17 protein-coding genes are annotated in these 23,287 nt (G+C 40.0%); 9 read left to right on the top strand and 8 right to left on the bottom strand.

Going from position 1 to position 23,287, the window contains the following annotated elements; translation table 11 throughout:
- Positions 1-155: 155 nt before the first annotated feature.
- Together BC751_RS20395 and BC751_RS20390 are read left to right on the top strand one after the other, a co-directional pair.
- A complete protein-coding gene (locus BC751_RS20395) occupies positions 156-2,081 on the top strand; it encodes an ABC-F family ATP-binding cassette domain-containing protein (RefSeq protein WP_130277212.1) in 1,926 nt (641 codons plus the stop codon).
- A gap of 41 nt (positions 2,082-2,122) precedes the next feature.
- Positions 2,123-3,397, top strand: coding sequence for a type IX secretion system plug protein (locus BC751_RS20390; protein ID WP_207226928.1), 1,275 nt, complete (start codon positions 2,123-2,125; stop codon positions 3,395-3,397).
- Positions 3,398-3,429: 32 nt separating this feature from the next.
- Here BC751_RS20390 and cas6 read toward each other — a convergent pair whose 3' ends face one another.
- The 5 genes from cas6 to BC751_RS20365 all read right to left on the bottom strand — a co-directional run bounded on the left by cas6 (position 3,430) and on the right by BC751_RS20365 (position 7,575).
- Positions 3,430-4,299, bottom strand: coding sequence for a CRISPR-associated endoribonuclease Cas6 (gene cas6, locus BC751_RS20385; RefSeq protein WP_130277211.1), 870 nt, complete (start codon positions 4,297-4,299; stop codon positions 3,430-3,432).
- Positions 4,300-4,400: 101 nt separating this feature from the next.
- A complete protein-coding gene (gene ychF / locus BC751_RS20380) occupies positions 4,401-5,498 on the bottom strand; it encodes a redox-regulated ATPase YchF (protein ID WP_130277210.1) in 1,098 nt (365 codons plus the stop codon).
- Between the two features lie 16 nt (positions 5,499-5,514).
- Positions 5,515-6,597: an AI-2E family transporter gene (locus BC751_RS20375; RefSeq protein WP_130277209.1), complete on the bottom strand. Its 1,083-nt coding sequence runs from the start codon at positions 6,595-6,597 to the stop codon at positions 5,515-5,517.
- 106 nt (positions 6,598-6,703) lie between these two features.
- A complete protein-coding gene (locus tag BC751_RS20370) occupies positions 6,704-7,036 on the bottom strand; it encodes a DUF3276 family protein (protein WP_130277208.1) in 333 nt (110 codons plus the stop codon).
- Positions 7,037-7,227: 191 nt separating this feature from the next.
- Positions 7,228-7,575, bottom strand: coding sequence for a 4Fe-4S binding protein (locus BC751_RS20365; RefSeq protein WP_130277207.1), 348 nt, complete (start codon positions 7,573-7,575; stop codon positions 7,228-7,230).
- Positions 7,576-7,720: 145 nt separating this feature from the next.
- On the opposite strand from BC751_RS20365, the gene BC751_RS20360 reads away from it, so the two are divergent.
- Positions 7,721-8,737, top strand: a complete 1,017-nt coding sequence (locus tag BC751_RS20360) for an acyl-CoA reductase (RefSeq protein WP_130277206.1) — start codon at positions 7,721-7,723, stop codon at positions 8,735-8,737.
- Here the strand turns inward: BC751_RS20360 and BC751_RS20355 are convergent.
- Positions 8,730-10,490 carry a sensor histidine kinase gene (locus BC751_RS20355; RefSeq protein WP_130277205.1) on the bottom strand — a complete coding sequence of 587 codons (1,761 nt, stop codon included), beginning with the start codon at positions 10,488-10,490 and terminating at the stop codon, positions 8,730-8,732. The genes BC751_RS20360 and BC751_RS20355 overlap by 8 nt on opposite strands.
- 111 nt (positions 10,491-10,601) lie before the next feature.
- On the opposite strand from BC751_RS20355, the gene BC751_RS20350 reads away from it, so the two are divergent.
- The 5 genes from BC751_RS20350 (at position 10,602) to BC751_RS20330 (ending at position 19,811) form a co-directional block, all read left to right on the top strand.
- Positions 10,602-11,903: a TIGR00366 family protein gene (locus BC751_RS20350; RefSeq protein WP_130277204.1), complete on the top strand. Its 1,302-nt coding sequence runs from the start codon at positions 10,602-10,604 to the stop codon at positions 11,901-11,903.
- Between the two features lie 127 nt (positions 11,904-12,030).
- A complete protein-coding gene (locus BC751_RS20345) occupies positions 12,031-14,292 on the top strand; it encodes an aconitate hydratase (RefSeq protein WP_130277203.1) in 2,262 nt (753 codons plus the stop codon).
- An 82-nt stretch (positions 14,293-14,374) separates the two neighbouring features.
- A complete protein-coding gene (locus tag BC751_RS20340) occupies positions 14,375-15,196 on the top strand; it encodes a hypothetical protein (protein ID WP_207226927.1) in 822 nt (273 codons plus the stop codon).
- A gap of 156 nt (positions 15,197-15,352) precedes the next feature.
- The gene (locus BC751_RS20335; protein WP_130277202.1) at positions 15,353-16,570 is read left to right on the top strand and encodes a porin; all 1,218 of its coding nucleotides are present in this window, start codon (positions 15,353-15,355) and stop codon (positions 16,568-16,570) included.
- A 145-nt stretch (positions 16,571-16,715) separates the two neighbouring features.
- Positions 16,716-19,811, top strand: a complete 3,096-nt coding sequence (locus BC751_RS20330; protein ID WP_130277201.1) for a PAS domain-containing hybrid sensor histidine kinase/response regulator — start codon at positions 16,716-16,718, stop codon at positions 19,809-19,811.
- Here BC751_RS20330 and BC751_RS20325 read toward each other — a convergent pair.
- A complete protein-coding gene (locus tag BC751_RS20325; protein ID WP_130277200.1) occupies positions 19,799-20,728 on the bottom strand; it encodes a tetratricopeptide repeat protein in 930 nt (309 codons plus the stop codon). The two genes, BC751_RS20330 and BC751_RS20325, sit on opposite strands and share 13 nt — an antisense overlap.
- Positions 20,718-21,809 (bottom strand): AI-2E family transporter, encoded by a 1,092-nt coding sequence (locus tag BC751_RS20320; protein ID WP_130277199.1) that lies wholly within the window; start codon positions 21,807-21,809, stop codon positions 20,718-20,720. The genes BC751_RS20325 and BC751_RS20320 overlap by 11 nt, the downstream gene beginning before the upstream one ends.
- Positions 21,810-21,954: 145 nt before the next feature.
- Here BC751_RS20320 and BC751_RS20315 point away from each other — a divergent pair, with 145 nt between their 5' ends.
- Positions 21,955-22,947 carry a cation diffusion facilitator family transporter gene (locus tag BC751_RS20315; RefSeq protein WP_130277198.1) on the top strand — a complete coding sequence of 331 codons (993 nt, stop codon included), beginning with the start codon at positions 21,955-21,957 and terminating at the stop codon, positions 22,945-22,947.
- Positions 22,948-23,287 lie beyond the last annotated feature (340 nt).

The following is a 23,287-nucleotide window of genomic DNA, read 5'->3' as shown; positions in this document are numbered from 1 at the left end:
AACCAAATCTTTCACGCATTGTTAGTCAATTTGGATAAGTGATAAAATGGGTGCTTAAAACCTATTGAAGTTAATTTAAAAGGAAATGTGGAATCCAAACTCAGCTTAGTTTGTTAATTTAGCCGACTGGATTAGCGTATACCTGAATCTGAAGCATGTTATCTATCAATAATCTTTCTTATTATATAGGAGGGAGGGCCCTCTATGAAAATGCCTCTTTGCATATCAAGCCTAAAGATAAAATCGGTTTGGTCGGCCTGAACGGAACAGGAAAATCTACTTTGCTCAAGTTGATCAATGGAGATTATCAGCCCAGTTCCGGAGAAATCCAAAAGGCCAAGGATTGTACCATAGGCTTTCTAAACCAAGATTTGCTTTCCTATCAGTCAGAAGACTGCATATTGGACGTAGCATTAGAGGCTTTTAAAGAAACCCTACAGCTTCAGGAGGAAATTGATAAGGTACTCAAACAGATGGAAACCGATTATTCAGAAGAGACCATCAATAGACTCGCCAAATTGCAGGATCAGTTTGAAGCAAAGGAAGGCTATACCATCAAGGCTAAGGCAGAGGAAGTTTTGGAGGGGATAGGATTTTCGACATTGGATCTGAAAAGACCACTAAAGACTTTTTCAGGAGGATGGAGGATGAGGGTGATGTTGGCCAAGTTGCTTTTGGAAAAACCCTCCTTATTGATGTTGGACGAACCGACAAACCACCTGGATCTTCCCTCTATTCAGTGGGTGGAAAATTATCTGAGGACCTACGAAGGCGCGGTGATTGTGGTTTCTCACGACCAAGAATTCCTGGATAATTGCATCGAAACTACGGTAGAAGTTTCCAATGGAACGCTGACCATGTATCCCGGAAATTATTCTTTCTATCAAAGGGAGAAAAAGGAAAGGATGGAAATCCAGCAGAATGCTTATGAAAACCAGCAGCAGATGATCAAACAAACGGAACGCTTTATTGAGCGTTTCCGTGCCAAGGCTTCCAAATCCAATCAGGTCCAATCCCGTATCAAGGCTTTGGACAGAATGGAAAGGGTAGCAGAAGTAGTGGATGATAACATTGCCGTTAATTTTAAGTTCAAATTTTCCCAAAAATCAGGTAGGGACGTAGTGGTTTTGGACCATGTGTCCAAAGCCTATGGGGACTTGGTCATTCTCAAAAATGCCTCTGCCAGAATTGAAAGAGGAGATAAAATAGCCCTCATCGGGGCCAATGGCAAGGGGAAATCAACCCTCCTCCGGATTATTGATGGAACAGAGCACATTCAGGGTAAGCGAGAACAAGGGCACAATGTCATCAAATCCTTTTATGCGCAGCATCAGCTTGAAGCCCTTAATGTTGACAATGAAATCCTGCAAGAATTGCAACAAGCAGGATCAGGTAAAACCGATACAGAACTCAGGAATGTACTGGGCTGCTTTCTATTTACCAATGACGATGTGTTTAAGAAAATCAAGGTGCTCTCAGGAGGTGAAAAATCAAGGGTAGCGCTTGCCAAAACACTTATTTCTGAGGCTAATTTTCTACTGCTTGATGAGCCTACCAACCACCTGGATATACAATCTGTCAACATCCTGATCCAAGCTTTGCAACAGTACGAAGGTACTTTTATTACTGTTTCCCATGACAGGCATTTCATCCGAGGGGTTGCAAATAAAATTTGGTATATAGAAAATCAAGAAATAAAGGAGTATCCCGGAAGTTACGAGGAGTTTGTATATTGGAAATCCCAACAACAGGAAAACCAAGCCCAGGTCCGGCAAGAGGAAAAAAGCAAAACTGAGCCCAGGAAGAAAGTTTTTAATGATGTAGAACTCCAACAGAACAAAAAAGAGCTCAAGAAAAAAGAACAGGAACTGACTCAATTGGAAAGTAAAATCATGGACTGTGAATCGCTTAAAAGTGAGTTGGAAGCTGCATTGTCAGATCCTGAAAATTACTCCGTTCCGGAAAAATTGGAAAATCTTAACAGGCAGTACCAACAGGTGAAGCTTAAAGAAGATGAACTGAACAGAGAGTGGGAACAACTCGTAGAACTGATTGGGACCCTTCAGGAAAACATCCGATAATGGCATATCCTTTGAGTTAACTGTTTAATCAAGAAAAACTGATGATGCGCAAAATTCTTATTCTATTTTCCCTCTTTCTTTGGTCTGAAACTGTCATAGGGCAGGCTAACAAAGTGTTATATGACAGGGTCTTTGAAGAAAATATCCAATCAGTTAGGCTTTTTCCTATGAGAGGGGATTTGGATGCACAGATGAATTCTCCTGTTATTCAACTTGGCGGCAACATCCCACTTGTTTTATTATTTGATGACCTGGCCTATGATCCTGATATGTATTCTGTGAAAATCATTCACTGTAATATGGACTGGACTCCTTCGGATCTCAAAGAACCGGAATACCTCGATGCCTACAACGAGTTCAATGTGACTTCCTACGATTATTCTATCGATACCCGAATTCCCTACATTCATTATCGCTTTACCATTCCTCCGGTAAAAAAATCAGGGAATTATGCCGTGATGGTTTACCGGGGTAGGGACCAAAATCAACCCATTATCACAAGAAGGTTCATGGTGTTCCAAAACATGGTCAATCTTGCAGCAAGGGTTGTCCCTCCCAGTCAAACCGAGATGAGAAGGCAAGTGCAGCAGATCAATGTCAATATCAATTATAAGGGAAGGGAGTTGTTTGATCCCATCAATAACCTTAGAGTGGTGATCAGGCAGAACCAAAGATGGGATAATGTAAAAGTCCTCAACAGGCCGACCATGCTTAGGGAAGATACCAAAATGTTGGAGTACAATCTATTTGATGGAAGCAATGCATTTTTTGCAGGGAATGAGTTCAGGTTTGTGGACTTAAGGTTCATGAGGGCCAGAGGAGTCAATGTCAATGCGATAAGGATAGAGGAGGATGCTGTCTTTGCAGAAGGGGGGCTTGATAAAATTCGCCCGGCAGGGGTTTATTCTCAATACCTCGATCTCAATGGACAATATGCTGTTATGAATATGGAGCGCCAAAATTATGAATTGGAAAGTGAATACATGATCATGACTTTTAGCTTGAATGCAGATGGAATCACCGAAACTCCTTATCTCATTGGTGCACTTTCAGCGTGGGGATTTAGTCCCGATGCAAAAATGACTTTAAATAAAAAAAGGAATGCCTATGAAACCACTTTGATTCTTAAGCAAGGGTGGTATGATTATCAGTTTGCTTATAAAGGTCAGGAGGGTTGGGATATGCTTCCAATAGAGGGGAGTTATTTTGAAACAGAAAATGAGTATGAAGTTTTTGTGTATTATAGGGATATGGGATCCCGATATGATGAATTGATCAGTTATTTCAATTTGAACCCCAATAAAAGGAGATTATAAAAAAAATCCCGATCGATAGATCGGGATTTTTTTTAGATTTCCTGTTCACCTTCAAGTTGATCAGGTTTTTGCCTTTCCGAATGGGATTTGTAAGGAATGAAACCTTCTCTTTTGAACTTGTAAGGTTCAGTTCTTTGACTTGGCAGATGGTTTGCTAAGTCTAGCATGCCAAAACCTTTGTGGGTGAAGGCACCCAGTCCACATTTGAACACAAAGTCCTGAACTTCTGGAGCAGCATACAAAGTAAAAGGCAAGGTGTAACCCCTCACTTCATATTTGACATCCATGTCGTAAACAGAATAGATCCTGGCAAATTTCTTTTGCTGTTCTCTTAGCTTGTTTACATAATTCATGTCCGGTACAACTTGGAACTTGTAAAAAGATTCCATTTGTTCCTGGCTGTACCAACCTGACTTTTCCATTCTGGTCAAGGTGGATTCATACAACAGATCCGAAAATTCATCGGTATCCGGATTGATGAAACGCTTGCCTGACTCATCATTGAATGAAGGGGTGATCAGTACCAAAGGTGAGATACAAACAAATTTGTTTGAACTCTCCAAGGTTGGTTCGAATTCCTGCTCAGTGTACTCCGGGGATAGGATCAGATTGCCCAACTCAATTTTCGGAGTTTCAAATACTTGCTCCAGCAGATAGTCCATAAATTCTTCATTGGGTGATGAAAGCACTAAGGTGACTAAACTGGAATAATAATGAAGCCCGCTTCTACTTACTTTGGTCTGACCTTTCAGACCGGAGAAGTTGAAGTAATTGTAGTTGAAAAATTCTTCACGTCCACCTTTTACGATGAGACCTTTAAGGAATTGTGCCAGAATGTACTGGTGGTGAAAGGGTAAATAAGCACCTTTGTTTTTCAGGGAAAATATTAGTCTTATTCTCACGGTTTTAAAAATAAAATTTAAACAATCATTAAACTTAGATTACTAACTATTTACTTTTTGTTTGGTTTCTGGCAAAAGTACAAATTTTTTTTAAAGATTAATTAAACATTGAACCTAAAATGCATAATATCTCCATCTTGTACCACGTACTCTTTTCCTTCAATAGCTATCTTGCCATTTTCCCTACAAGCAGCCTCAGTTTTAAATATCTGATAGTCATTGAGTTTAATTACTTCAGCCTTGATGAAACCTCTCTCAAAATCCGAATGGATTACTCCCGCTGCTTGAGGGGCTTTCCATCCTTTTTTTATGGTCCATGCCCTTACTTCCTGGACGCCAGCAGTAAAATAGGTAATCAGATCAAGTAATTTATACGCAGCACGGATCAATTTGTTGAGTCCACTTTCCTCTAATCCATATTCTGATAAAAACATGGCTTTCTCCTCTTGGTCCTCAAATTCTGCAATTTGAGATTCAATGGCAGCACAGAGAACAATAACTTCTGCATTTTCCTCTTTTACTTTTTCCTTAAGCTGATCTACAAATTTATTGCCGGTAAGAATGCTGCCTTCATCTACATTAGCGACATATAGCACTGGCTTAATGGTCAACAGATGGAGGTCCCTGACTGCTTCCAGGTCCTCTTTTTCAACTTCTACTGCTCTGGCATTCTTGCCTGACTCTAATCCCTGTTTGAAAAGTTGGAGGATCTCCAATTCTTTCTTTGCTTTGGCATCACCGGATTTGGCGATTTTTTCTATTCTTGTAATTTTTTTCTCTACTGACTCCAAATCTTTCAGTTGGAGTTCCGTGTCTATGACCTCCTTGTCGAATACAGGGTCCACGCCGCCTGCCACATGGACAATATTGTCATCCTGAAAGCAACGGATGACGTGGATAATGGCGTCTACCTCCCTGATGTTTGCTAGAAATTTGTTGCCCAATCCTTCCCCTTTGCTGGCACCTTTGACCAAACCTGCGATATCAACGAATTCTATAACAGTGGGAACGACCCGGTTAGGATTTACCAATTTCTCCAGGATTTCCAGCCTTTGATCAGGTACGGTGACGACACCCACATTAGGTTCGATGGTGCAGAAAGGAAAGTTGGCAGCCTCTGCTTTGGCACTTGACAGGGCGTTGAATAAAGTAGATTTACCGACGTTGGGAAGCCCAACGATACCACATTGTAAAGCCATTATTGATTATTTTCTTTTACAGTTTAAAGATTCTGTACTCCCTGTAACCTTTGTAGAATTCCAAAAAGGAAACCCTAAAGATGGTGTAAACAGGTATCGCAAAAATCATCCCGAGGATGCCTGCGATTTTAGCACCGGCAAAGATAACAACAAATATTTCAAGAGGGTGAGCTTTTACAGATTTAGAAAAAATTAATGGTTGGAGTACCACATTGTCGGTCAATTGTACCACTGAAAATACAGACAGGATTTTTACCACCATGAAGAGGATTTCGTTGGAGGAGTCAAATGAACCGGTAGTCAGGCCTACAATTACGCCAAATGCCGCTCCTAAAATAGGGCCTGCATAGGGGATTAAATTGGCCACTGCTGCAAACATCGCAATGGTTAGGGCATATTCTATTCCCATTAGGCTCAATCCTATTGCTGCCAATGAAAAAATGCAGGTCAGTTGAATGAGTAAGCCAACGAGATAATTGGAAAGCAACCTCTCCACTTTGTTGAAAGTATATACTGCCAATTCAAAATAGGCATTGGGTACCAGGCTCATAATATTTCTTCTCAGCAGGCCATTTTCCAACAATAAGAAAAAAGTGATGAAAGAAATAGCCATAAAAGCGAGTAATATAGAGCTGGTTGTGCTGAAAATGGTGTTTATTAAGCCCTGGATATCAATTCTTCCAAAACTGTTCACCAGATTTTCCCTCACCTGGGTTATCAGAAATCCAGGTTCACTTTTGATGATTTCATATTTGATCAGAAGGTCCTCAATTTTCCCGGCTGGATTTTGAATCTGTTGATAAAGGTAGTCAAGGTCGTACGAAGCAATCACCTGAATCTGTGCCCCAATCAAAGGGAAAAACAGGGCGCCTATAAAAAATATGATGGCCCCCACTACCGCAAAGGAGATCAAAATTGAAATCCATCTGGGAACATGCTGCCCAAAAATATGAAAAGAGTTTATCCTATTGGTCAGCGGCCTAAGAATGGCGGCAAGGACCAATGAGAAAACGAAATACATGGTGATGTTTGAAAAATACCAACCTACTGCAAAGAGCAGTAAAAAAATCAGGACAAGTTTTGGTATTGGTTTTTTCATAGCATAACAAAAAGGAGAAAGATGCTCTTCTCCGCATTTGAAATCACGCAGCGAATAGACTTTTGTCCTTAAGCTTCTTTCTCCTAAATAAACTAAAAAACGGGAATTATTCCCACCTTAATTCATCATCAAATTCGTTTTCTGATTCCTCTTCTCTTTCAAATTGAGAGAAATCAAAATCCGCCATCAAATCGTTTTTTACATGATCCACTGCGTCCTGTAGCGCTTCAAGAAACTTAGAGAAATCTTCTTTGTAAAGAAAAATTTTGTGCTTTTCAAAAGAGAAGGAATCATCTCTCATTCTCCTCTTACTTTCTGTAATTGTTAAGTAATAATCATTTGATTTAGTTGACTTAACATCGAAAAAATACGTTCTTTTACCTGCTTTTACTCTTCTAGAGAAGATTTCTTCTCTGTCGTTGCCTCTGTTGTCTTCCACTGTCAAAAGAATTTATTGTTTGTGTTTGGAATGATTTGTCCACCAAGATAAAGCAAATCAAAAAATATATTCAAGGGAATTGTCAGTTTTTTTTAAATAAATGATGGGAATTGTGTAGCAAACGGTTAAAAATCAGAAGTATTTATAAGTTGAAAAGGTAAAAAAAGAGGACCGTCTGAGGTCCTCTTTTTTTACTCACCATGCAAGAATATCTTTTTGGCCATCAATTCCTCCTCTGTCTCCCTGTGATCAGGATCATCTACACAGCAGTCGACCGGACATACCGCTGCACACTGGGGCTCTTCATGAAACCCGGTGCACTCCGTACATTTTTCAGTTACGATATAGTAAAACTCATCGGAGAGAGGTTTTTGTTTTTGGTTGGCATCAATTACCGTTCCATCGGGCAAGGTCACTTCTTTGAGATTAGTGCCTCCTGCCCAAGTCCACTCTATTCCTCCTTCATAGATGGCTGTATTAGGGCATTCAGGCTCGCATGCACCACAATTGATGCATTCGTCAGTTATCATTATAGCCATAGTAGATCCAATTTTATTTTTCCCAAAATTACTATGCAAATAACATTGGATGCAAAAAAAAGTTGTCATGCTAACTAATTTAAATTCATTCTATCCAAAGTTCCTTTTTTCTATTTGAATATCTTTGTGCCGGAAATGTGGAAAAATGACCTTAGAAGATAGAATTAAAGCTTTTGTTTTGCTTGGAAAAGCCATTTCGGAAATTTCCCAAGAAGAGTTTGATGAACTTTCCTGGAAAATCGAAAATAATAATATTTGGTTTACTCCTGACCAGACAAGATTGGCTTTTCTAGCCATTTCAGAAATGCTTGAGGAAAATAAACTCAGGAATTGGGTCAAAGCTTATCATTTGGAGGATAAGGTTGAACCAAAGGACATAGGAATACTCATGGCCGGTAATATACCTGCTGTCGGCTTCCACGATTTATTGTGTGTGCTGATAGCCGGCCATCATGCTTCTGTAAAGCTCAGTTCTTCAGATACAGTGTCCATAAAATGGCTGATGAATAAGCTGTTTTCCATTGATTCAAGATTCGCTTCTATGGTAAAATTTGAAGAAATGCTGAAAGGCAAGGACGCATATATTGCCACAGGAAGTGATAACTCTGCGCGGTATTTCAATTATTATTTTGGGAAATATCCACATATAATCCGAAAAAACAGAACCTCGATCGCTATTTTGGACGGTAAAGAATCACCTGAGGATTACAAGGAACTTGCGAAGGATGTTTTTCAGTATTTTGGAATGGGCTGTAGGAATGTTTCCAAAATCTATATCAATAAAGAATCGTCCCTTATCGGCTTTTTAGAAAACATAAATGGGTTCCAATTTTTAGTAAGCCATCACAAATACCTCAATAATTATGATTACAATAAGTCCATTTACTTGGTAAATAAGGATCCCCACTTGGACAATGGTTTTCTGCTTTTAAAAGAAAGTACAGACCTGGTTTCTCCTATTGGGGTATTATATTATGAATATTACAGTAACTTGGAGGAACTTAATTCAAAGATCAATTCCATCAAGGAAAAAATTCAGTGTATCGTAAGTAAAGATGCCTGGTTTGAAAGCAGTCTTCCTTTCGGTCAGGCACAATGTCCAGCTTTAGAGGATTATGCTGATGGCCTTGATACCATAAAGTTTTTGAAAAACCTCAAATGATTTCCGGGTTCTTTTTGGGCAAACTAAAACTAAAAGCACTTCCTTTGTTCAGTTCACTGGCTATATTCAGCACTCCTCCGTTTTTTACGATGTAATCTCGGACGAGCACCATGCCCAGTCCTGTACCTTTCTCTTTGTTCTTTCCAAAAGTTGTAAAGGAAATCCCCTTTTTCAATTTATCCAGATTTTCCGGGGTCATACCAGCACCGGTGTCTATGACCTGGATAAACACGGTGTTGACCTGTTCAGTGGCTGATAATAAAATCTGATCCCCTTTGCTGCAGAATTTAATGGCATTACTTAACAAGTTTCTGATGATCAGGTCAATCATATTTCGGTCTGCAAAAACCTGAAGGTTTCCTTCTTTTTCCAATCGGATTGAGATGTCTTTGTCTTGGGCAAATTTCCTGAATAGCTCCAAATGTTGATCCATCAAAGATCCAAGGTCAAATTGTTTCTTGGCAATATATTCTCCCTGCATCTGAGTACTTGTCCAGGCCAACAGGTTTTCCATTAGAATGGAAACAGAATCAAGGTTTTTGGAGATTTCAGGCATCAGGTCAAAAAACTCCTCCTGACTTACCAAGCCAGAACGGGTCATTTTGATGAGTTCTTTAAGACCGAAAATAGGCCCTTTTAGGTCATGAGAAATGATGCTGAACAGTTTGTCCTTAAGCTGATTCAGGTCTTTAAGTTCTTCTGCCTGTTTCTTTATTTGTTCGGCTGTTTTCCTGTCCTCTGAGATGTCATCAAAGGTTAGGACAGAACCCAGATAATTATGGTTTTTGCTATAAATAGGACTCAGGCTTAATTGTAAATGTTTCAATTCCCCTGATTTTGCTTGGATGATTTCTGTTTTCCCGCTTTTTTGTGAAGCAAGATTTTTTTCAATTTCTTCATGGTCTTGAAAAAGATCTGAGATTTTTCTCCCTATCAATCTCCTTTTTGGTAGTTCTAATAAGCTGAATATAAATGGATTGTAGTCAATGATACGATTTTTGGGGTCAACAACCAAGATCCCTTTGTCGAGGGATTCAATGATGGTGTCTCTTACAATTGGCTTGAAATCAAACAGCCTATATTTGAGTAATGCAAATCCTACAATGATATACAGCAACAAAAAAGAAAATGGTGTAAGGTCAATATGTCCAAATGGCCTGTAGCCGAACATATAAAACAGGTTGAAAAACCACGGAAAAAATCCGGCCATGATCAAAAGATAGGTTTGCCTTCTGTAGACTGGATCAACATTTTTAAACTTTGCCAATAGAATGGCATTGCCGGCAAACAAACTGATATAAAAATATCCAATATGGACATAATACCAAGGCCCAATCCTTATGTCCAGCATAGGAAAAGGCCCAGAGGGGTCTACAGAAGTCTGGGCATAATACAATCCATGCCATTCATTCGTCCAAACCAAAGACAGGGTAATCAATGGAATGGAGAAAACCAGTATCCAATAAAATTTTTTGGTGAATTTTTGAAGTCCTGAATAGGATAAGCAGAACCAAAACCAAGTGGCTGGGGCTAATGCGATACCAAGGTATTCGATTTTTACCCAGAAAAGCATGCTTTCCAGGTCAAGGCTTGCAAGTTCAAAACCATAAGCCATTGCCCAAACGGAAACGGCAACCATTGTTATGGCAAACCAGCGGATGCTGCCGCGGACCTGACTGATCAAAACGCTGGAAATACCTGCTACAGTCAGTCCAGAAACAAGTAGTACAACCGAAAAGACATTCAACTCCACCTTTTCCTCTAGGTTTTTAAATTATCTCAATCTGTTTTTTTCGCTCCCAAGAAATTTTAATATTGAAGGCTGAACCTGATAGTTGCTGGTCAAAGCTTTCAAGAGTAACACATGCTAAGAAAACTTAAATTCCCTTCCACTTTTGAAATTGCACTCTTTTTGAGCCTGCTGGTCTTTTTATTGGCATTAATTTTTACCAAGCCGAATGGGGGTAACTCATTTTTTTACGGTCTACAGATATTATCATTTTGGAAATCAGGGTTTTGGGAACTCCTTGAATTTACCATGCAGATGGTGCTCATTCTGGTGCTGGGACATACTTTAGCTTTATCCAAACCCGTTGATAGGGCGTTAAGAAAACTGGCTGGAATGGTCACATCCAACAGACAGGCAGTTTTACTGACAGGTTTGATGGCCTTGGCTGGCGGATACATCAATTGGGGCTTTGGTTTGGTCCTTGGGGCGATTTTGGCAAGAAAAATAGGTGAATCCGCACAAGAAAAAAAACTTTCCATCAATTATTCTTTGGTAGGCGCTTCCGGTTATTTGGGAATGTTGGTTTGGCACGGGGGATTATCAGGTTCAGCCACACTCAAAGTAGCAGAAGATACTCATTTTTTATTTGGGCTCATAGGGGTAGTACCTGTGAATCAGACCATTTTTTCGAGTTTTAATCTGGCCATCAATTTATTATTGGTCCTCATTTTGTTTTTGCTATTGGTCTTTTTGTCTTCCAAAAAATGGAAAAATTTACCTATTGTCCTAAAGCCTAATCAACCGGTGCAGGCAGATGAATCTTCTGACAAGTTGGGATGGGTTGTAGGAATAATCATATTCCTTTCTGTTTTTTGGGAAATTTTTCTTTCACAAAACGATGATTGGTCCTTTATCGACCTGAATTTTGTAAACTTTCTTTTATTAGGGACAGGGCTTTTGTTTTATGGCAGCCTGAGGTCTTTTGTTGGAACATTGGCCAATGCATTGAAAGGTGCCACAGATATTATCATTCAGTTTCCTTTTTATGCGGGAATCTTGGGAATCATGAAGTATTCTGGGCTACTGGTCCTTCTGGCAGATGATATGGTGGCCCGATCTTCAGCGGAAACTTTCCCTTTGTTTTCTTTTTTCAGTGCTGCTGCAGTCAATTTTTTCATTCCTTCTGGTGGAGGGCAATGGGCCATTCAAGGCCCGGTAATGATGGAGGCAGCTATAAAAATGGGTTTGGATATACCCTCAATGATATTGGTTTTCGCCTATGGTGACCAAGTTTCCAACATGTTGCAGCCATTTTGGGCTTTGCCCTTACTTTCCATAACAGGTATTCCTGCCAAAGAAATCTTCAAATACACAATTTATTTCTTTTTTGCTGGATTTTTAATCTTTGGCCTTGGTGTGTGGATTGCAGTTAGTTGAGGGTTTTTTTAAATTCGGTATAAATAACTGCTTATGATGGGATTTCGCTTCCATTTTTGCCGCTAATTTTTATCTTTGCGGACGATTTAAATAACCTAATCCATATTTATAATTTTAATTATTAGTAATGGCATTCGATATAGAAATGATAAAGGCAGTCTATGAAAAATATCCTTCCAGGATAGCGGCTGCCAGAAAAGCGGTAGGTAAACCACTTACTTTGACTGAAAAGATTTTGTACGCACACCTGACCCAGGGAGAAGCTACGCAGGTTTTTAAAAGAGGTGCAGATTACGTGGACTTCAATCCGGACAGGGTAGCCATGCAGGATGCAACCGCACAAATGGCATTGCTACAGTTCATGCAGGCCGGTAGAGATAAAGTAGCCGTTCCTTCCACCGTGCACTGCGATCACTTGATTCAGGCAGAAGTTGGAGCGGCAGCAGACCTTAACAAGGCAAAAGACAAAAACAGAGAAGTTTACGAATTCCTTTCTTCCGTATCCAACAAGTATGGAATTGGTTTCTGGAAGCCAGGTGCCGGGATCATCCATCAGGTGGTTCTGGAAAATTACGCTTTCCCTGGAGGAATGATGATCGGAACCGACTCGCATACACCAAATGCCGGTGGTCTTGGTATGATTGCTATCGGAGTTGGTGGAGCTGATGCCTGTGATGTAATGGCAGGCTTGCCTTGGGAATTGAAGTTTCCCAAGCTGATCGGTGTTAAGTTGACCGGAAAGCTTTCCGGTTGGACCTCTGCCAAAGATGTGATTCTTAAAGTTGCCGGTATCCTTACTGTGAAAGGTGGAACAGGTTATATTGTGGAATATTTTGGAGAAGGGGCGAAGTCCTTGTCTGCAACCGGTAAAGGAACCATCTGTAACATGGGAGCCGAAATTGGTGCTACCACTTCTATTTTCGGTTACGATGAGAAATCAGAAGCTTATCTAAGAGGAACCGACAGAAGCGATGTTGCTGATATGGCAAATGCCATCAGAGAACACCTTACCGGTGATGCGGAAGTATATGATAATCCTGAAAAATATTTTGATCAGGTTATTGAAATTAATCTTTCCGAGTTGGAGCCACATATCAATGGTCCATTCACACCTGATTTGGCATGGCCTCTTTCCAAGTTTGCTGCTGCTGTGAAGGAAAACGGATGGCCCGCAAAATTGGAGGTAGGTCTAATAGGTTCTTGTACCAACTCTTCCTATGAGGATATTTCCAGAGCTGCTTCACTGGCCAAGCAAGCGGTAGATAAGAAACTGGTTGCTAAATCTGAATTTACCATTACTCCAGGTTCTGAACAGGTGAGGTATACGGTAGAAAGAGATGGTTTCCTGGATGTATTCGGTAAGATGGGCGGCGTGGTTTTGGCCAATGCCTGTGGTCCTTGTATCGGACAGTGGGCCCGTCATGGTGCTGAAAAACAGGAAAAGAACTCCATCATTACCTCATTCAACAGGAATTTTGCGAAAAGAGCTGACGGTAATCCAAATACCCATGCTTTTGTCGCTTCCCCTGAAATTGTAACGGCCATGGCAATTGCAGGTGACCTTACCTTCAATCCCATGACAGATACATTGACCAATGAGGATGGGCAACAAGTAAAACTGGAAGAACCGAAAGGTTTGGAATTGCCAACCAAAGGATTTGCCGTAGAAGATGCAGGGTACCAGGCTCCAGCGGTTGATGGTTCAAAAGTGGAGGTAATCGTTGATCCGAAGTCTGAAAGATTGCAGCTTTTGGAACCTTTTAAACCATGGGAGGGAACAGACCTCAAAGGTTTGAAACTATTGATCAAGGCAAAAGGAAAATGTACTACAGACCATATTTCAATGGCAGGTCCTTGGCTGAGATTCAGAGGTCACCTGGACAATATCTCTAACAACATGCTGATTGGGGCTGTAAATGCCTTCAATAATGAAACCAACAAGGTCAAAAACCAATTGACTGGGGAATACGGAGAAGTTCCTGCTGTACAGCGTCACTACAAGCAACAGGGAATTGGTTCAATTGTCGTAGGAGATGAGAACTATGGAGAAGGTTCCTCAAGAGAACATGCCGCTATGGAACCAAGGTTCTTAGGTGTTAGGGCAATCCTTGTAAAATCATTTGCAAGGATTCACGAAACCAACCTAAAGAAGCAAGGTATGCTGGCATTGACCTTTGCTAATCCAGCGGATTATGACCTGATCCAAGAGGATGATTCCATCGATATCATAGGATTGACTGAGTTTGCTCCAGGCAAGCCCCTGACTGTGGTATTGAACCATGCAGATGGCTCAAAAGATGAAATCAAAGTAAACCATACTTACAATGAAGGTCAGATTGAATGGTTCAAGGCAGGCTCTGCATTGAACCTTATCAAAGCCGGGATTTAATCAGTAGGTAAATAATAACCAGATAGAGCCGGGGGGAGTCATCCCCCGGCTCTTTTTTTGTTTTTTGCTTTTATTTATACAAATGGATAACCTGTTTTTGCATCTTTTCTCTATTTTGATCAAAAATCCAAGTACTATGGTAATGGAGCCCATCATTCAGCAGCATTATCCCAATGTCAAAACAGGAGAAGAGATCACCTTTAATTATTTGAATCTTCTTGGTAGAGAATACAAGACCAATCTTAAAAAGATGCTCTTTGCTACGTCTTTGTGTTCGGATGATGTGAATGTTTCCACTGATTTTAGAAAGGTCTTGAACAGACCATTTTCCATGGGTGGGCTTGGAGGACTTCCCTATTCCGGTCTGACAGGCATGGTGGCTTTTTCCCATCATATTCCAGATGGAGGAGATGCTTTCATTTTTTATGGGCCCCATATAGGAATTACTGATGAGGGTGAATTGGGAAGGATGAGGAGGCTGGGGCAGAAGAAACTTACCAACAGCTGCGGTGCACTGATGTTGGCTTTGGAAAGGTTTCAGCAGGAAGAGAAAGGCGAGGAGACCTATGTTCCCCACTTGGTAGAATATGATTACCAACAAGTCCTGTTGGAACAGATGCTGATGCCATTCAAGGACAGAATTATCCATGCCGAAAATCCCAAAAAGGAAATTACCGAAGTAGCCTATTATAAGATCAATAAGCAGATCAACCGCCTGGTGAGAATGAGCATCAAAGAATTCCGTTGCCAGAAAATCTTCCTTTTAGGCGGTATCATTATCAATACTTCCGAAGATTACCACGATTATGTAGACATTAGGAATTTTGAGGTCATTCATACCAAAGAGCAAGAGCAGTATATACCAAACTCCATTCTGGAAACAGAGGCTTTCAAACATTTGTAAACCTTTATCTCAAAGATAAATTTAGCAGGGTTTATTTTTTAAATCCCCAAAAATGCATTACAATAACGCTATTTATCTTTGTTTAACAAGGCTGTTTTTTATTTGGTAATTTGCTTTATATTTAATCCGTTTTGGTAAAAGTTTTAATGAAAAAGTATGGGCCGTTTGGCTGGTAAAGGGTATAAAATCATTTTGATCCTGATTCTTGGATTTCCAATTTTTCATGGAACGCTGGCGCAGGTGGTAGAATCTGACGAAAGGGCCTTGTTGAAAGTGGAAGATGGAATTTCCTTTTCTAAGGATTCCTTGTTCCTCATGAATTTTAGGTTTAGGATGCAAAATAGGGCAGGCTTCAATACCCTGGAGGGTGACGATTTTCAGGTAAATCAATTTGAAATGAGGGTCAGGAGGCTTCGTCTCCGTTTTGATGGATTTGTAGGCAATCCTAGGCTACAATATTACATTCAATTGGCTTTTTCAAGGGCAGATCTGGATCTTGAAAATGCCTTGATTGCCCAACCTGTAAGGGATGCGGTACTTTATTATGTGGTGAATGAAAATTTTTACATAGGTTTTGGGCAGGCAAAGCTCCCCGGAAATAGGCAGCGTGTGATCAGTTCAGGAAACTTGCAGTTTTCAGACCGCTCTACTGCCAATGCGCTGTATACCATTGATAGGGACTTTGGTCTGTTTTTATATCAGACTATCCCTTCTAAAAGCAGTTCCTTGCTTCAATTGAAGGGCGCTTTGACAACAGGCGATGGGAGGAATGCCCCTGCCATAAACAATGGACTGGCGTACACCGGTAGGGTGGAATTTTTACCTTTTGGTAAATTCTTAAATAATGGGGACTATTCGGAGGGAGACCTGGAGTTTGAAATCAAGCCCAAGCTATCTATTGCCATGACTTATTCTGCAAATTATAAAGCTACCCGAACAGGAGGACAGTTAGGGTCAGAATTGTTTGCCCCTCGGGATATGAATACTTTGATTATAGATGGGATGTTCAAGTATGCAGGTTGGGCAATTTTGGCAGAATACTTTAAAAGGACCAGCCCGGACCCTATTACCGTTAACGAACAAGGGGATATCAGGTTCGTACAGGAAGGAGTTGGTATTAATACCCAAATCAGTAGGATGCTGGATAGGGACAAAGAAATTGCCTTTCGTTTCTCAAAAGCTACACCGGATACGAGTATCCGCCAATTTCAGGAAAGGGTTGATGAGGCATTGCTGGGATTTACTAAGTATGTCAATGGGCATAGGATAAAATTACAGGCAAATATTGGGTATAAATGGTTAGAAGGACTTTCAAGCTTTGAAAATGTAGGAAACTCCTGGACAGGAATGTTTCAGGTAGAATTTGGGATTTAAGGGCTTAAAAACAAATTTTTACATTTTAAAAGCAAAATATTTGTTACAAAAAACAATTTAATGTATGTTTACATCGGCAATTGTTCAGTACCGCAATTATCACCCGATTATTTAACTTTATAGACAGCGTTATATTTGACTTTCGATGAAAGAAAGAGGTATAAATAACACTTTTAAGAAAATAATTTTCGAATCCAGCGAAATGGTTTTTTTGGCTGATGATTCGTATCCCTATAATATTTTTTACAGTAACCAGGCTTTCGAAAACCAGATTGGTCAATTCCTTGACGAAAGGAGTCTTGTCGGTTTAGGACTGGATATCAATTCATATATTTTTAATGAAGAGTTGATCTTGACCTTCATGGGAGTGGAGTACACCTTTTTTCTTGAACTTCCTCAGGAAAATGCGTCCAACTATTTTCTTTTTTATAAAGGAAAAGAATTAAGAGGACAGGGCTTGCCCAATAAAAATGATTCACAATATTTTTTCAGAAATGCGATTGACCTGATAGGTATTGGCCAAGAATCTTTCCTTACTTGGGTAAGCAATTCTGTGAAGCCTATTTTGGGATATAATCCCGATGAGATCATCAATATTGAATTATGTGGGTTTTTCCATCCCGATGATTTGGAAGAGGTGAAATCTTTGCTTTTTGATGTCAGACAGGAGAGGAAGAATACGCATTTTGAAGCAAGACTTCAGACAAAATATGGAGATTACCGTTGGTTTGAGTTCAACGTTCATTTCATAGTAGGTAAGTTTTACGCTGTTGCAAGGGACATCAACGATTTTAAGACCCAGCTTCTTCAATCCCAAAGTCTTTCCGAACTCCATAAACTTGGGGAGAAATTGAGTAAGATTGGTTTTTGGGAAATTAACACCCAGTCCAATTCGGTTTATTTTTCCGATGAGCTTTACAATATCTTTGCCCTCAACAAAAATACTTCTCTCAGTCTGGAGGATACCATTGAACTTTTCCAGCCTGCCGATAGGTCTTTGGTCAAAAGTTCCCTTTCTTCTCTTATTTCCTCCAGTAAGGAAATTGACCTAATATTGCAAATAAAGGCGGGAGAGGATGGACTAAAATGGGTTAAGCTTTCCGGGAGGGCCCATGTGCTGACCAATAAAACAGCCAGAATTTTTGGGACAATTCAGGATATTTCAAAAGATCAGGAATATATCGGCCGGTTGGATATTTACAAAGAGCTATTTGATCTTTCCCCTGACCCTGCAATTATCCTTGATCTTTCAGGTAAGATACAGTTTTTTAATCAAGAAGCCCAAAGAAGGCTTGCAGGATCGAATGCGCAACACTTTCCTCAAACAATTGGCCAACTTGACCCTCAGTTTTCAGAAAAGGAAATTTGGGAGAATCACTTGGGATACCTTACTACCAATGGGGAAAAGCAATACTTGAGCAGGATAAAAAATAGCAAGGGCGAAGATATTCCCTTTGAAATTTCTTCAAAGCTTGTTCAGGTCAAAGAAACGAATTATATCATTTCCAATTTTAGGGAAATAACTGAAAGACAGGCTGTCGCCAGCAGCCATGGTGCACCGGATTTTCTTTCTCATCTTACAGAGCACATTCCCGGGGCGCTGTACCAGTTTGTCGTAGACAAAGAGGGAGAAATGAAGTTCAATTACCTCAGTCCTGGTATTAAGAATCTTCTGGACCTGGATGAAAAGGAACTCTCAGAATTTAAAGACGTGGGAAAGGCTATTGCCAAGGTACATCCGGAAGATATTGCCAATGTCCTGACATCTACTGTTTCTTCAGCCCGAAAACTTACAGCATGGTCCTGTAAATTCAGGATTGTTGAACCTGGAAGCAAGAATTATAAATGGGTAATGGGTGCTGCGAAGCCAGAGCTACAGGAAAATGGGGACGTGGTTTGGTATGGATATCTGACAGATATTACTGACCAGAAAAGATTTGAGGAGAAATTGAGGGATGCGAAGGAAGAAGCTTTGAAAACCAGCCAGGTAAAATCTGAATTTCTTTCTATCATCAGCCATGAACTTAGAACTCCTCTCAATGCGATTTCAGGTTCTGTGTATTCTCTGCTCCAGGATGAGCATACTCCTGTACAGGCCTCTGCATTCAAAACCATCAATTTTGCAGTGGATAATCTCATAGCCATGATCAATGATCTCCTTGATTTTCAGAAAATTGATGCAGGTAAGTTGACACTGGAGATGAGTCCAATGAATCTGGAGGAGGTCATAAAAAATGTGATCAGTGGATTGGAGTACCATGCGAAGGACAGTGGTAATAAATTGACCCTTCACCTGAAGAGCGACCTTGATTTCGAGGTGAAAGGGGATAAAACCCGTTTGGCCCAGGTGTTGAACAACCTGATTACCAATGCGCTTAAATTCACGGATAATGGTAATGTAGATGTTACGGTTGAATTGAAGGAGAAAAATGATTCCAAAGTAAAGGTATATTTTGAAGTAAAAGATAATGGAATTGGCATAGCTGATGAGCACAAACAGCGAATCTTCAATGAATTTGACCAGATCCAGCACTCATTTAGCAAAAAATATGGAGGAACAGGTCTAGGCCTTTCCATCACTAAAAAGCTTCTAGGGCTTATGAACAGTCAGATTGACCTTCAATCTGAATTAGGAGTTGGATCTACTTTCTTCTTCGAAATTGAGTTTGAAAAAGTTTTTGGTCAATCTTCACTAAAACCGGCTGTAGACCATAAACCAGTGGTTGAGGTAAAGCCTATCTTGCCAGAAACTCAAAAACCAGAGATCCCTGAGTCCAAGAAAGAAACGACAGCTGTAGACAATGAAAAAGGGAAGGAGGTGGAGTCAAAAGTGCCTGTACAGTCAGTAAACAGGCCTAAGAGTCTATCCGATGTTAAGCTGTTGATGGCGGAAGACAATGATGTCAATGCCCTTGTATTGGGTAAAATCATTAAAAAATGGGGTATACAATTCCACAGGGTAAATAACGGAAAACTTGCTGTTGAGGCAGTTCAGGACGGTGATTATGACTGCGTGCTGATGGATATACAAATGCCGGTAATGAACGGATTTGATGCCACTGAAAAAATAAAGGAAATTTCGAATGTTCCTGTCTTGGCATTGTCGGCAGCAGATAAGATTGAGGTAATGGACAGGATTGACAAAACAGGTTTTGATGGCTATGTGGCCAAACCGATAGACGCTTCCGAACTTTTGAGAAAAATCAAAGAGGTGCTCAAGATCTCCAGTCAGAGCGTCTGAGCCAAAGAAAGATATTCCTGAACCAGTTCCATTTCCGGATCTTTTGCATGGACATCTTCCAAATACCTTAAGGCCAATTCTTTTTGGCCTTTTTTTGTATAATAAATACCCTTGTTTCTAAGAGCGTATAAGTTTTTGGGATCTTGTTTCAGACTAAAATTGATATCTTCAAGACCTGCCTCCAGGTCGTTGAGAAACAGTTTGTAGAGCCCTCTGTTGTTGTAGGGATAAGGATCTCTGGGATTCAAAGCAATGGCCTTTTCTACCCAATCCAATGCTTTTTCCGTTTCTTTTTGTTCAAATGCAATCATGGACCTGAGATTGAAAATATTGGACTCGGTAGGATTGACCTTTTCAGCCTTTTCCAAGAGGGCTTCAGCCTCAGCATAAGATTTTTTGTAGAATAATAATATCGCTTTATTGACCAAAAGGTCGGAATTTTGGGTTTCCAATTGAAGGCCTTGGTCAAAAGCTTCCAAAGCAGCTTCCCAGTTTTTTAATTTTTCAAGCACAAGGCCATGGAGAAAATGGCTTTGCCAGTTGTCAGGATATAGTGCTACAGATTTTTCTGCATCAGCCAAAGCTTTATAATACTCTCCGTTATCCATCAGAGCCAATCCTCTTTGGAATAAAGCCTCCCTATGTGCAGACTCAATAGAAAGAACTGCACCGAAATCCGAAATGGCTTCATCTAATCGGTTTAGTCTTTCGAATACCAGCCCTCTGTTATACAAGGCATCTACAAATTGGGGATCTATTTTCAGTGCTTCAGAATAAAAATCTATGGCTGATTTGGTGTCATTTTCTTTCAATTTTTCATTCCCTTTCAGAAGGAACCTACCTTTTTTATCTTCCTGTGAATCACAGGCACTCAGTATAAGGGCCGCCACAACAATCAAAAGCAAACTACGTCTCATCTGTTTTTTCTTTCTTTTCACTTTGTAACTCTTCTTCACCTAACAAGATGGCATAAGGCTTGGTTGCATCACTGAGTTCAAAAATTTGTCTCAAAACTGCTAAAGCCGGTATGATGATGATCATCCCTGCTATTCCCCAAATAGCCGCACCCACCATTAGGCCCACAAAGGTAACAAAGGCATTAAGGTTAACATTGCTTCCCACGATTTTTGGGGTCAAAAAGTTGCTTTCAATCAATTGGATCAACTGGAATGAGATCACCACGCCCAAAGGATACCATAAACTGTCCTTGGTCAAGAAGGCAAAAATAGTGGGCAAGATGGCTCCCAGAAAAGGCCCAAGAAAAGGGATAATGTTCAATATTCCGGCAAATACACCAAAGAAAACAGCATGTTTTATCCCTAACCCAAACAAAACCGCTGTATTCATCACCGCCAGGATAGCCATTACCTTCATTACTCCGATGATGTATTTTTGGATCACTTTCCTGAGGTTTTTTATTTCCCTTTTGACATTTTCAGGCTCATGATGTTTAAAAACATGGGAAATAAAAACTGTTAAATGATCCCGATAGAGCAAAAAGAAAAAGATAAAAACGATCAGAAGGACAAAGGATGTCAATGATCCCAAGGTGCCAAAAATGAAATCTGCCACGCTTTTGCTATTGTCCTGTAGAAGGCTGATCAGATAATCCTGGTTGATACCTTTTCCTATACCCGTCTCTATTTGAAGTTTTTCAGAAAGGAAGTGTTCAGCATCAGCCAGGTATTTGTTTAATTTTTCCCCTACATTGTCCAAATCTCTGCTGAAGCTTGCCACCTGGAAGGCTATGAATGTCAATAAGCCCAATATGCCCAATAAACTTGAAAGTAATGCCAAAAGCGAACTTGAGATCCTGGAAAATTTTTTGGATTCAAGCCAATTGCTTAATGGTATCAATAGAGCCGAAATGAATCCAGCCAAAAAAAGCGGAATCAATAGACTTTTTCCTAAGATCAGGATAAAGATGATGACTATGATCAAAAGTAAAACAGACAGTGCCTTCAAATAAGCGGGCAAAATAACTGTGGGCTTTTCCATAATATTTTAAACAAACCGTGAACCTGTTGGGATTATTACATTGTTGCTCTTAGATAGCAATCGAATCAATTGCAGAGCTTGAATGAAATAAATAAGGGCATTCCTTAAATTTAATCTTATTTTTGCCACTTAAAAAAAACCTTCGGTGGAAAAAGAAAAAACGTTTTGGATAAGGATTTCATTTGTTATCAGTATTTTACTGCTGATCGTGAAGTTCTATTCATTTTACATTACGAATTCTACTGCTATCCTGACAGATGCACTTGAAAGTATTGTGAATGTGGTAGCAGCTGGTTTCGCTTCTTACAGCATTTACCTTAGTTCCAGACCCCGGGATGATAACCATCCCTATGGACATGGGAAAATCGAGTTTTTCAGCGCTGGGGTGGAAGGGGTCCTCATTATGCTGGCAGGCTTATTTATCATTTACCAGGCTGTTTATAATCTGTTTTTTCCAAGTGGATTGGAAAAACTCCTTGAGGGGATCATTTTGGTTTCTTTTTCAGGAGCAGTCAATGGGATTTTGGGAACAATTCTCAAAAGGAAAGGAAAAAAGCTGAACAGTATTACCCTTGAAGCTAGTGGAAAGCATTTACTGACAGATACCTTTACTTCATTCCTGTTGATTTTGGGTGTAATGGTCATTTATCTGACTGGATTGAACTTTTTGGATTCAGTCATTGCCATAGGTTTTTCCATGTACATTTTATTTTCAGGATATGGCCTGGTCAGAAAGTCTGTAGGTGGTCTAATGGATGAAGCCGATCCTGTTGCGGTCGAATCTACTGTCAGCGCTATCAATAGAAACAGAAAAAATATCTGGATCGATATCCATAATATGAGGGTACAGCAATATGGAGGGGATCGCCATGTGGATCTGCACCTTACACTTCCGTATTATTTGGATTTGGGGCAGGTACATGATGAGGTGGAGGAACTTGAAAAAGTTTTGGAGGATGATTGGCCGGGAGTGATGGAGGTATTTGTACATGCTGATCCTTGTATACCCGAAAAGTGCTGTCATTATTGCCAAATCTCAGATTGTCCCGTCAGAAAATTTTCCATGGATACAAAAATTGAGTGGAATGCACTGAATATGTCTAAAAATCAGAAACATTACCACGAATTGAGTGATTAAAAGTTATTTTTTCTTTTGCGAAAAGAAAATTTTTCGTTTATTTGAATCACTGCAAAAATATTTGTATATTTAACAAAAAAAAGGCTATGAACGAGGAAAAACAATTCAAGATACTATTGGCGATCTCGTCGATCGTATGGTTGATCCTTGTTGGGTTACTCATTGTGGTCTAACAGGATCCAAGGAGTGCAAAGCTACTTACACAAGACAGCTACTGCTTTTCAAATGGATTAAAGAGTTTAGAAAGAGGATGTCACTTGACATCCTCTTTTTTTTCCAGGATTCTTTTAGTTTTCAATATTTATCAATAAGCGAAATTCCAAACATCATCCTGGGATTT

This window comes from Cecembia calidifontis (assembly GCF_004216715.1).
Taxonomy (GTDB): domain Bacteria; phylum Bacteroidota; class Bacteroidia; order Cytophagales; family Cyclobacteriaceae; genus Cecembia_A; species Cecembia_A calidifontis.
Note: the sequence above shows the minus strand (reverse complement) of the source record. Positions and strands in the feature narration are given on the sequence as shown.